Source organism: Neobacillus sp. WH10 (assembly GCF_030123405.1).
Taxonomy (GTDB): Bacteria; Bacillota; Bacilli; order Bacillales; family Cytobacillaceae; genus Neobacillus.
The window spans coordinates 1,167,487-1,179,647 of sequence record NZ_CP126110.1 but is presented as its reverse complement, the minus strand read 5'-3'; the positions used below and the strand labels follow the sequence as shown (position 1 = coordinate 1,179,647).

The window sequence follows — 12,161 nt, the reverse complement described above, 5'->3', positions numbered from 1 at the left end:
TTTAAACAATTTTGTGACATTAAACATTTACAATTGACTCACAATAAAAAGAGGTGTTTAATGTAAAAGGCACAAAATTGTATAGAGGTGTTTTGCTTGTTTCGATTACTTTTTCAAATGATCATCATTGGACTTTGCTCCATCCTTTTTGGATTTGCATTTAATACTTTTCTTATTCCACATCAACTAACGTCAGGTGGTGTAACAGGCATCGCCTTTTTTATACATCATTTTATCCATATCAATACTGGGTGGATTATTTTAGCGATTAATATTCCATTATTTTTATTTGGAATGAAATACTTAGGAAAAAGATTTATTTTTCTGACTGGTTTTGCTGTTATTGTTTTATCGTTTAGTATGAAATTTATTCCTATTCATGCAATTAGTCCTGATATTCTTCTTTCATCGATCATGGGGGGCGCACTCTACGGGATTGCCGTTGGGATTATTATTCGGCTAGGAGGATCGACTGGCGGAACCGATATTATCAGTCTATCCCTATCGAAAAAAAAGAACATGCAGGTTGGTTTTTTAAATACGTGTATGAATCTTTTAGTGGTGGGTATTTCCGGACTGATTTTTGGATGGAATATTACACTCTATACGATCATCGCCATTTATGTTGCCGGCCGCGCTGTGGATATGGTGTATACCACTCAGAATAAATTAACTTTAACGATTGTAACAGATAAATATGAAGAGCTTAGTGAGGCGCTAATTCATCTTCATGTTAGGGGAGTCACGATAACAGATGCAGAAGGAGCATACACCCATAAACCAAAAAAGGTGTTAACTACCGTGATCACCAAATTTGAACTTAACGAAACGAAGCATACCATTAGAACAGTGGATCCAAAGGCGTTTGTAAACATTACGCAAACTCTGGAAGTGATGGGACGTTTCCGAAAGAACTAAAGCAGTTGGGACGTTTGATCCCAACTGCTTTTTTATAAATCCACTTCCATTAATCCAGTAAGTTCATCCATTAAAACTTGAGCATGGTTATAGATCGGATCCTTTGCTCCATATAAAAGTGTTACCCTTTCACTTGATGCAATCTCAAAAATTTGCCTGATATACTCCCGCTTTTGTTCATCGGTACGAATTTCATCTAGATATTTGACTTTAAATTCCTCAAACAGCTCTGGTTTATGACAAAACCATTTCCGCAGCTCATTGCTCGGCGCAATCTCTTTAAACCAATAAGAAAGTCTGGCTGCTTCTTTAGAAATCCCCCTCGGCCACAGCCGGTCTATCAAAATTCGACAGCCATCCATTTCCTCATAAGGTTCATACACTCTCTTAAGAAATATATTAGGCACTTAATCACCTCACGACTAATTAATCCTCATCCTTCACGTCAATACTTTCTGGAATTGGTTCATTCGCCAATTCCTCCACTAACTTTTTATATTTCTCAAGCTGTTCAAAATGTGTCTTAAACTGATCCTTGTAGATTAAATCTTCGCCTTCACCGTCATGCAAAACTCGTATTTTTCCTTGTAAAATTAATCTCTCCACATATGGTACAGATACCGATAAATAATCAGCTGTTTCCTCTATTGTTAAATACATTTATTTTTCGTCACTCCTGCTACTATCTTTATAAAGCTTATTATAGCTTATTTTAGCAAAAGTTACTTATTTCCTCTTTTCTCGTTTCTATCATATTATCAAATTAACCCCCCTTTACTAATAAAGACTTTGGTAAACAAAAATTTAGGGAATTTATATAAAAAACCAGAAAAGAACCCGTTAATTCTCTCTCCTTCGGTATTGACACTTATTTGTGAACCACGAAGTTCTCTATATATCGATAAATGGCGTGAGCTACTCCATTGTCAATATTTTTAAGGGTCGTTGTTGTACAAACTGCTTTGATGTCATTTTTCGCATTTCCCATCGCTACACTATGTCTGACTTTCTCGAACATAGATAAATCATTGTTACTGTCCCCGATTGCCATCGACTGCTCTAAGGAGCCATTCATCATCAAAGCCAATTTTTCAAGAGCATTTCCTTTTGAAGCTCTTTTATTAGTAATTTCAATATTATGATCAGCAGATGAAACAACCCTCAACTCATCAATCATGTTGAATTGCTTCCATCCTTCTGCTAATTTCTTCTCATCAAAAGAGCAGGCTAGAATATTAAAATATTCCTCCTCCTGTTTCAATATATCATGATAGCTTTCAACGAGAACATAGCCAAACTGTTCAAATTGTCTTTCCGCTGCTGCCACTACTTCTTTGCGATCCGTATCCAAATCCGTTTCTTTCAAGCTCTGAATCTCTTGATAAAAATGTTCTCTCCTCTTTTTAAGCGTATAAATGGCTTTATTCGTAAACACCTCGTAATAATAATCCTGTTCATCTAACCACTTAAGAATTGATTCGACACGTACTTTCGAAATCGTAATAGAAGAAAGCACCTTTCCATCCTTTGAATGAATGGTTGCTCCATTTGTCCCGATGATCAATGGAACAATCCCGGCTCTTTTACAAATGGTCTGAACATCAAAATAAGCCCGCCCTGTGGATATAACGACTTCAAAACCCCGATCTTGCGCATATTGAATTGCTTTTATATTTTCTTCACTAATTTCATTCTGTTCGTTTAATAATGTACCATCAAGATCAATCGCAATGAAACTCATATGTGATAGCTCCTTACTCATTCATCTTTTCTAGTTTTTTTTACTAAAAATCCAATAAAAAAAGAGAGAATCCCCTCTTTTCGTCACTATATGTCCTGTTCTAGATCGACTATGCCTGAATCCAATTGAGTTTACCTAATTTTTGATGACTCCTCCATGCCTCTGGAATCTGCTGCTCACTAACCACTACATCGAGTTTTTCGAGAGGACAAACTTTACAAAAGGTATCGACCCCGATTTTAGAGGAATCCGTTAGCACGATCACTTGTTTTGAAACCTCGACCATCTTCCGTGAAACCATTGTTTCATGCAAATGATAATTACTAACCCCATTTTGAATCGAAACACCACCAGCAGAAATGAACGCTTTATTAATATTAAATTGAGATAACATTTGTTCAGTTAGACTGCCGCTAATCGACTGCTGCTTCGGATCCAATTGTCCACCTAATAATAAAATTTGGCCGGTAAATTTATTTTGATTAAATGATTCGGTCAATACAGATGAAACAGGAAGAGAGTTCGTGATAATGGTTACGTCTTTTTTATCATGAATACATTTCGCAAATTCAAGCATGGTGGTCCCAACATCAATGACGATCACATCACCATTAGAAATGAGATCGACTGCTTTTTTTCCAATCTTCTCTTTCGCTTCCTGATTCACTGTTGTTCGATTTATAAATGGAGGTTCCTCAAAAGGAAAGACTGATTTAATTGCTCCACCGTAAACCCTCTTCAAAAGTCCTTTTTCCTCTAATAGCATCAAGTCACGACGAATCGTTTCCTCTGAAACCTGAAATTGCTCCACTAAATCCGAAACTTTTACGGCTCCCATTTGGTTCAGTTCTATTAAAATTTCATTCTTTCTTTCTTCTGGCAAAACAGACATCATTCTTCCTCCTATTTAGAAAAGCGGAAGGCGCCGCCTAGCGGCGACAAGCACAAGACGAGCCGGCCGAAAGGTTTCTTTTTAACCCTTTGGACGGCTTGGCTTGTGACCTCGAGCCGCTAGCGCCTTGAGCTGGACAATTCTTAAAGTAAAAATTGTATACATTTTTATCTGTTAAGAAAAGTGCAAGTACATTCTAATTAGCAAATATAATGCATCCTTTCTTTGGTACAAGAATTTGAACCTGTGCTCCTTGTTCAAACATTTTACCTTGATGATGAAGATCATCTACAATGAAAGCGGACGCTTCTGTTTCTACTTCATATCTTAAAACATTTCCTGTCATGGAAATATCTTTAATTAAACCTTTAATACCCCAGTTCGCTTGTAAATCCAAATTATCTTCACCAACGGAAACTAGTTGTAAAACTTCAGGACGAATGGCAACCTCATTCCCGTCTAACTCTGTCCTTTGAACAAGTTTACGGAAAACATCCATATTTAAAACATTGTAATTTCCGATAAATTTTGCCACAAATGTATTGGCGGGCAAGGTATAAATTTCTGTTGGAGAACCAGATTGGACAATTTTTCCTTTATTCATAACAAAAATCCGATCCGACATTGTCATTGCTTCTTCCTGATCATGGGTCACAAAAATTGTAGTAATATCTAATTCTTTTTGGATTCTCTTCAATTCTTTTTGTAAGTTTTTTCTAATTTTCGCATCCAATGCACTTAACGGCTCATCCAAAAGCAGGACCTTTGGTTCAATAACAAGTGCGCGGGCAAGTGCCACCCTTTGTTGTTGTCCACCGGATAATTGATGAGGATAGGACTGTTCTTTTCCAATTAAATCGACCAGTTCAATCATCTTGGTTACTCTCGATTTAATATTCTTTGCCTTCTTCATTTTAAGACCATAAGCGATATTTTCAAAAACGTTCATATTCGGGAATAATGCATACGATTGAAACACCATACCTACTTCACGGTTACGCGGTGATAAATGAGTAATATCTTTTCCATCAATGAAGATACTTCCTGCATCCACATCTTCAAGTCCGGCAATGGATCGTAATAACGTGCTTTTTCCGCATCCGCTTTGTCCAAGAAGGGTCGCAAATTCTCCCTTTTTTAATGTCAATGAAATATTTTCTAACACGACTTGTTGATTATAACCCTTCGTCACTTGATCAATCGTTACATAGCTCATGAATTTTCACCTTCTAAAACTGTATTTTTTTGACGGTATGATTTCTTTAAAAATGAAAGAGATCGTTTCTTATTAGAAAAGAAAAGATCTTTCTCTTTTCTAAACGTAAGTTTTAATACAGTCCCCGTTAAAAGTAAAATGATAGAGTAATACGTAATTACAATGGCACTAGTTAAGTGACCACTACTGTTGAGTTTATCGGCAAGATAAATTTGAATCGTTTCAAATCGGCCCCCGACAAGCAAATTGGCAAACGCAAACTCACTAAATAATAGCGCAACGGATAATAAGGTAGACACTAAAATACCAGAGATAATATTGGGAAACACCACTGTCCGAAACGCTTGGAATTTTGTGGCCCCTAGTAATTCGGCCGCATCGACAAGCTGGACCGCATTCACCGTACGAAGGCTGTTGCGAATACCTTGGTACATAAATGGCAGAATCGTGATGAAATAAGCACCAACTAAAATCCATGGTGTTCCGGCAATTTGAATCGGTCCATCTGAATATACTTTGATTAAGCCCACAGCTCCAACAATAGGTGGAATGCCATAAGGAAGCATCGCGGCTGCTTGAAGCCATTTTTCCCATTTACCAAAATAGACAGTGATGATAAAAATCGTTGGAAGCATAATTACCACACTAAGACCAACCGTCACGACAATTAAAAACAGCGTATGCTGCAGCGCCAGATAAAACCGTTCATCTTGAAATAATTCGATATACCATTTCAACGTATAACTCTCTGGTAGAATCGTATGGTCCCATTTTCCAGCCATCGAGAATAAAAACGTTCCTACTAGCGGTATTAATAAATAGATAACAAGCAATCCCACAATCACTTTATGAAACACTAATGAAGACTTCATCGTAAATCCCTCCTAATACGACGCATCATTCGTTCATTGAACCACATCGCCCCGATCATGGTCGCAGCTAGAAGAACACCCATCGCACTACCCAACTGCGGATTTAAGGTAACGTCACTCGATACTAAAGAGGCAATTTGCAAGGATAATAAATTATAGTTGCTTCCGACAAGTGCATAGGCTGTCGCATAAGCTCCCATTGCATTCGCAAACAAAATACTAAATGTACCAGCAATGCTAGGTAAAAGAACCGGGATCCCGATGTGGCGCCAAAAGGATAAGGTCGTTCCACCTAATAAGGAAGAAGCTTCTTTCCATTGCTTTTTAATTCCCTGATAGGATGGGTATATAAGCATAACAGCAAGCGGAATCTGGAAATAAATATAAACCAAAATGAGACCTGTCCAAGAATATAAATTAAAGTCTGCAAATACATCCAAACCAAGCTTAGAAAAAAGCAGCGTAAACAATCCATTGTTTCCAAGTAAAATAATATAGGAAAAGGAAAGCGGAATTCCTTCAAAGTTCGAAGTCATATTGGCAATCATCAGTAAGCGATTTTGTATTTTTTGTGAGAACTTTGTAAATGAATATGCCGCAATTACCGCGATAATCACAGAAATAACAGCAGAGAACAACGAAATGACAAGGCTATTTTGAATGGCTTGTAAATAAAATTTACTTTTAAATATGGTTAGGTATTGTTGAATCGTCACTTGAATTCCATCGTCTGCATAAAAACTATCCTTCAACATGGCCACTAATGGTCCTATTTCAAACCCAATCACAAACAAAATAAATGGCAGTAAGAGAGCTAATAAGTAAAATTTTTGCTTTTTAATTTTTCTCAAGACTTCTCGCTCCTCTATATTTGCTAACAATGGGGGAATTGGTTCCATCGTACGTACGTTAAACCAATTCCCGGTAGCCTTCATTTTTCTAAATACAGTCCTTTCTTTAAACGGTCATTTTCCTCTTAAGACCTGGCAGTGAATAGTTCACCATTTTATCGGACGGCTCAATCTCTAACAGTTCACAAACAAGCGGTGCAAAAGCCAATTGCGGAACGACCTCACTGTGAACACCAGGCTCCACTTTTTGGCTGATGATAAAGAGTGGTACATCACGCTCACCATCTGTTATGCCGCCGTGATTGCCATATTCACTCATGCCATGATCTGATGTAATTAAAATGTGATACCCTTCTTTCATCCAAATCGGCAAAAGTTGTGCCAACAAACTGCCCATTTTTAAGATTTGTTCACGATATTCTTTCGATTCTGAACCGAATGCTTCTCCTTTTACATCGACACCGAGCGGATGAATATATAAAAAGTGTGGGTCATACTTTCTGCGCAACGCTTCAGCATCCATTAACACATGACTATCTGGATAGTCATCGTCCCAATAGAATTTTCCGTATTGAATCGGCTTAGACTCGTCCTCTTGTTCACGATCTTCAATATAATCGAATGGCGCACGATTATAAAGTTCGCTTACCCAGTAATACGATACCGTTCCGTTTCTTAAGCCGTTTTCTTTCGTGAGATGAAAAAGACTTTTCTCAGTAGATAGACGAACGGCTTGATTGGACGTAATTCCGTTCACTGATGCAGTTGTACCAGTTAGTAACACTTCATATAATGGACGGGATAAACTTGGCAGCTCCGATTTAACCTTGTATAGTGCTGCCTGATTGGTTTCCACAAGATGTTGAATAAATCCGAGAGTTTCACAGGCTTTATCGTATCTCATCCCATCGACAACAATAGCGATTACTTTATTTGACATGGACTACTACCTCTTCTTGCCAAAGCTGCGGTAACGTTTTAGCCGTTTCTTCCCAAGCTTTGTAATCTTTAATTGGTTTTGCATTCTTGTACTCTTCTTTTGGAATCATTTTATCCGCTACTTCTTCCGGAAGTTTTACATTATCGCGAATAGGACGGGCATACCCTTTAGCCAAGTTAATTTGTCCCTCGTCGCTTAAGATATATTCTCTAGTTGCCATTGCGGCATATGGATGCTTCGCATATTTGTTAATAATCGTAGAATAGCCGCTTACGACTGAACCTTCCTTTGGAATGGTGACATCGAACTGTTTACGATTGATTTGTTCAGCATAACCAATGGCATTGAAATCCCAAACAAGGGCTACTTCCACTTCCCCTTTTTCGATGTTAGCAGGCTTGGCATCAGTTAAGCTAAGGCGGCCTTGCTTGGCAAGCTTAACAAAATAGTCAATTCCAGGTTGGAGATTTGTTTCATCGCCCCCATAAGCGATAGCTGCAGCAAGAACGGCCATTTGATTCTGTGTACCACGCTGAACATCTCCAACGGTTACTTTATAATTTCCTTTTAAAATATCATCCCAAGTTTTTGGCGGGTTTTTCACTAATTCTTTATTCGTGAAGAAGGCAATCGTTCCTTGGTAGCCGACAACCCAATCCCCGTTGTCATCTTTTGCCCACTCAGGTACATCGTTCCAATAAGAAGTTTTATAAGGGATTGTTAATTTTTTCTGTTCGGCAATAGGTCCGAAGGAAATCCCTACATCACCGATATCTGCAGTTGCATTCTCTTTTTCAGATTCCATTTTGGCAATCTCTTCGGCACTGGATAAATCTGTATCATTATGTTTCAATGTATATTTTTGCTTCACTTCATTCCACGTTTCTCCCCAGTTGGCCCATGAATCAGGCATACCAACACTATTAATTTCGCCCTCTTTTTTGGCTTTTGTTTCAATTTCTTTCAAGGATAATGAGTTGGGATCCTCAACAACTGAAGCAGCTGGCTCTTTTGTCGTTCCACAAGCAGCTAATCCTAGTACGCTCATTCCTAACACCACAGCTTGAATCGACTTGTACCACTTCTTACTAATCATAAAAAGTATCTCCCCTTAATGTGGAATTTTGTAATGTTGTTTACTGTTTGTTACGGTTTAATCATAATCCAACAATATTAATCCCACATTAATCCGATATTAAGTTAATGTAAATCATCTCTTTATTTATCCAATTCATTTATATCTTGATAAAATAGGACTTATCTTTCAGTCTTTTGCTGTTCCTAATTTCCTTTACTATGTCTCTGTTTTCCTTAGGGACTCTCCAATCCACGAGTTTCCCCTTTATCACAACCCACAGACTAAAGAAGATAACAAAAAAAACAGTCAGGCGTTAACAAATACTAAAAAGTTAACGACTGACTGTTTTTATCGATATAATTACATTTCACCGCTAAAATAATCCTTTGAAAAATATATTAATCCAACTTAATTGCAAGTTAAAAATCAACTTTAAACGTTAACATTCTGCTAATATTCACAACATAAATTGGAAGAAGGGATATACATGAGCAATGCAAAAGATGTTGTTGCATTAGACGCCAATTAATTTGCAATAAGTGGTCAAAACTACTTGACGGTTACAGCAATACTAATACTTCGCTACCATTTTTTTATTCTGTTTCTACTAATCCCTTTTCAATTACCTTATTTGATATTGTCTTTGCTTTATATGAGTTTGTTTCAATTAATCCAAAACCTAATATAGCCATAAGTAAAGAAGCTACAGCAGATACAATCATAACAAAAGAAAGACCACTAGAATCCGCTAAAGTACCCGCCCCTCCCAGTATAAATGAACCAATAACCTCACCAATACCAATTATTAAGGCACTTGAGGTTGCTGTTAAATGTACAGGTAAACTTTCCTTTGGGATAATAATCATATAAATAGGTGTAATCGATCCTAACATTCCTCCAAATAGAACTAAGCCACCAATTCCAACCCATCCCATAGGGAATAAATACAAACCAAGAGGAGCTAACACTGCTAAAAAAGAAAAAAATATCAATCCTTTTTTTCTACCAAAATAATCAGAAAAAATCGGAATAACAATAGCTGTAAAAATCCCTACAATTCCCATCGATGACATTATTACTCCCATTTTTTGAATTGATACTTGTCCTACAGATGTTAGGTAAAGCGGTGCGAATGCATATAAAATCCATAACCCAGCCATACAACAAATAGAGATTAAAATACTAACTACAACGTTTCTGTATTTGAAGATTTCAAGAAAACTTGATTTTGTTTCTTCCCTTTTCTCCATAATATCTTGTTTTTCAACTGAGGAAGGTTTTACTTCACTAGTAAACAACCATATTAATATTCCCAAAAGCAAACTTGGAATACTTACCATAACAAAAGCCCAGTGCCAATTAGTTAATGAAACTAATTGTGTAACTAAAATTGGGCCTAGAGTCATTGCTATAACTCCTACCCCAGCATTCACAATCCCAGCATTCCTTCCAAATCTTCCATAACTTGATGCTGCTGCTACCATAGTCATCGCTAAAGGGAAAATAGGACCTTCACTTGCACCTACTAAGAATCGCAATATTAATAGGGATGTATACGAATTTGCTAACCCAGATAAGGCAGAAAAAATAGTAGTGGCAAATATTGCTGCAATTAAAAGGGGCTTTCTACGTTCCGTTTTATCAGAGATAACTCCAATTAATGGACCAGCAATTGCGTAACCAATTGTTTGCCACATATTTATCTGACCAATTTGACCATTAGTAAGTGGTACATCATTAACTAATGTTGGAACAATATAAGATAAAGCTGAACGGTCTAAAAAAATGAAGCCCCATGCAAAAAAGACAAGAGCTACTACTCTATATTCATAGAGACGAGATTGATTCGAATTAGAAATTACCATTTTCTTTTTCCTCTCTAATTTTTTTAGTATTGTTCTGCTGGGTCAAAAATCAATCTCCTGTTGTAAAAGTGAACCCCTTATTCCTACAATCTTTCGTTAGTGAAAGAATTCCCTTGAACAATCGCTCTCTTAGACGTGCATTTAAAAAGGAAAAAACCATACTTGTGAAAAAAATTGAAGAAGCTTACCAATTTACACTTATTATTAAGGCTGAGAATTTTTAACCGAATTTGGGGTCAATTGGAGTTGAGATACTTGCATGAGCTTCAATTACCTCCGCAGCATCAAATAAAGTATCCTCTCGAAATCGTCTTCCTAAAAGCTGAACTCCCATCGGCAAACCATCAATAACGGATGTGGGTACTGATATAGCAGGAAAGCCTAATACAGGAATGGCTGACATTGGCCATTGGGCCGCCATTAGGCGCCGACCACTATCAATACTTTCTATATCCTCATCTTGTTTAAACGCTTGTTCTGCTGAAATTGGCAGGAGCAGTAATGGATATTCTTCTAAGAACTGTTGCAACTGCATTATAAGTGTACCTCGGCGTGCATACCCTCGTTTGAATTTTTCAAGACTAGGCTCTCCCCACCATTCTGCAGAAACTTCGGAAACATATTGTAAATTTAATCTTGTACCCCGATCCCCAAACTCCTCAATCATAGGCATCATTCCACGGATGTCCTCTAAAACTATTAACCACCAAAGTTTATATGCCTCAGCAAATAATGGAAGTTCTACTTCCTCTACCACATAGCCAGCATCGTTTAAGTAGGAAGCTGCAGCATCTAAAGCCTGATTAACAGAAGAATGAAGCTTTATGACACCTACATCTCGCAATAATCCTACACGAATTGGGCGTTTAAGTGGTTCTCCTATTAAGGGAACAGGTGATTGAATGCAATCACGCGGATCAATGGAAGACATTGCAGAAAGAGCTAGACGTAAATCTCCTACATTCCGTGCCAAAGGTCCCTGTGTTGACATCATTTGAACGGCAAGTGACTGGTCAGCATCAACAGATCCTGCCCAGCTTGGTATACGTCCCACAGTGGGCCTTAAACCTGTTACCCCACATGCATATGCCGGATAACGAATGGAGCCCGCAATATCATTACCATGCGCAATTGGCACCATTCCGCATGCAACAGCTGCACCAGATCCTCCACTTGAACCACCTGGTGTTCTAGAGGAATCCCAAGGATTAAGTGTCCGACCGTGTAAATCGTTATTGGAAAACCATCTTAAACTAAAAGAAGGCACGTTAGTTCGGCCGATAAATACCGCTCCCGCCTTTCGTAAGTTTGCAATTGGCGGGCTATCATGAGAAGCAATATTATCTTTGAAGGCAACAACCCCTTCTGTCGTGGCATGCCCTGCTTGATGACTATTAATCTTAGTTGCGGTTGGTACGCCATGAAGAGGCCCAAGATCCTCCCCATTTGACACAGCTTGATCAGCTTCACTGGCTGCATGAAGGGCTTCTTCAGCTAATACCTCTACTATTGCATTAATTTTAGGATTAACTTGATCAATTCGGTTGAGACAACTTATTACGGCTTCACGGGAGGAAATCACTTTAGTGCGGATCCCATGAGCGAGTTCTCTAGCCGTCCAGTTCCAAAGTTCATTTGTACTTTTCTCGCTTTTACTGACGGAGGATTTTGATTCCTGTCTTTCATTCATAATTTTGCACTCCTTTAACATGAACTCGTTCCATCCTACGGATACGGAGGAATTAAAAAAATTCTTCTTCCCCCGCAAGGATGGTCATCCTATTCTCT

At 37.9% G+C, this 12,161-nt stretch carries 12 protein-coding genes; 1 reads left to right on the top strand and 11 read right to left on the bottom strand.

Going from position 1 to position 12,161, the window contains the following annotated elements:
• Window positions 1-96: 96 nt before the first annotated feature.
• Entirely contained in the window at window positions 97-918 is an 822-nt protein-coding gene (locus QNH20_RS05415) for a YitT family protein (protein ID WP_283921887.1), read from the top strand.
• A 32-nt stretch (window positions 919-950) separates the two neighbouring features.
• On the opposite strand, the gene QNH20_RS05410 is transcribed toward QNH20_RS05415, so the two are convergent.
• The 11 genes from QNH20_RS05410 to QNH20_RS05360 form a co-directional block, all read right to left on the bottom strand.
• Window positions 951-1,325, bottom strand: coding sequence for a DUF488 domain-containing protein (locus QNH20_RS05410; protein WP_283921886.1), 375 nt, complete (start codon window positions 1,323-1,325; stop codon window positions 951-953).
• A 19-nt stretch (window positions 1,326-1,344) separates the two neighbouring features.
• Window positions 1,345-1,578, bottom strand: a complete 234-nt coding sequence (locus QNH20_RS05405; protein WP_283921885.1) for an excisionase family DNA-binding protein — start codon at window positions 1,576-1,578, stop codon at window positions 1,345-1,347.
• A gap of 208 nt (window positions 1,579-1,786) precedes the next feature.
• The gene (locus QNH20_RS05400) at window positions 1,787-2,659 is read right to left on the bottom strand and encodes a Cof-type HAD-IIB family hydrolase (RefSeq protein ID WP_283921884.1); all 873 of its coding nucleotides are present in this window, start codon (window positions 2,657-2,659) and stop codon (window positions 1,787-1,789) included.
• Window positions 2,660-2,768: 109 nt separating this feature from the next.
• The gene (locus QNH20_RS05395; protein WP_283921883.1) at window positions 2,769-3,554 is read right to left on the bottom strand and encodes a DeoR/GlpR family DNA-binding transcription regulator; all 786 of its coding nucleotides are present in this window, start codon (window positions 3,552-3,554) and stop codon (window positions 2,769-2,771) included.
• A gap of 193 nt (window positions 3,555-3,747) precedes the next feature.
• Window positions 3,748-4,767: an ABC transporter ATP-binding protein gene (locus QNH20_RS05390; protein ID WP_283921882.1), complete on the bottom strand. Its 1,020-nt coding sequence runs from the start codon at window positions 4,765-4,767 to the stop codon at window positions 3,748-3,750.
• Window positions 4,764-5,639, bottom strand: a complete 876-nt coding sequence (locus QNH20_RS05385; RefSeq protein WP_283921881.1) for an ABC transporter permease — start codon at window positions 5,637-5,639, stop codon at window positions 4,764-4,766. Before QNH20_RS05385 ends, QNH20_RS05390 begins: the two co-directional genes overlap by 4 nt.
• Window positions 5,636-6,490, bottom strand: coding sequence for an ABC transporter permease (locus tag QNH20_RS05380; protein WP_283921880.1), 855 nt, complete (start codon window positions 6,488-6,490; stop codon window positions 5,636-5,638). Before QNH20_RS05380 ends, QNH20_RS05385 begins: the two co-directional genes overlap by 4 nt.
• A gap of 106 nt (window positions 6,491-6,596) precedes the next feature.
• Entirely contained in the window at window positions 6,597-7,430 is an 834-nt protein-coding gene (locus QNH20_RS05375) for an alkaline phosphatase family protein (protein WP_283921879.1), read from the bottom strand.
• Window positions 7,420-8,526: an ABC transporter substrate-binding protein gene (locus QNH20_RS05370; protein ID WP_283921878.1), complete on the bottom strand. Its 1,107-nt coding sequence runs from the start codon at window positions 8,524-8,526 to the stop codon at window positions 7,420-7,422. Before QNH20_RS05370 ends, QNH20_RS05375 begins: the two co-directional genes overlap by 11 nt.
• 575 nt (window positions 8,527-9,101) lie before the next feature.
• The gene (locus tag QNH20_RS05365) at window positions 9,102-10,373 is read right to left on the bottom strand and encodes an MFS transporter (RefSeq protein WP_283921877.1); all 1,272 of its coding nucleotides are present in this window, start codon (window positions 10,371-10,373) and stop codon (window positions 9,102-9,104) included.
• A 220-nt stretch (window positions 10,374-10,593) separates the two neighbouring features.
• A complete protein-coding gene (locus QNH20_RS05360) occupies window positions 10,594-12,063 on the bottom strand; it encodes an amidase family protein (protein WP_283921876.1) in 1,470 nt (489 codons plus the stop codon).
• Window positions 12,064-12,161 lie beyond the last annotated feature (98 nt).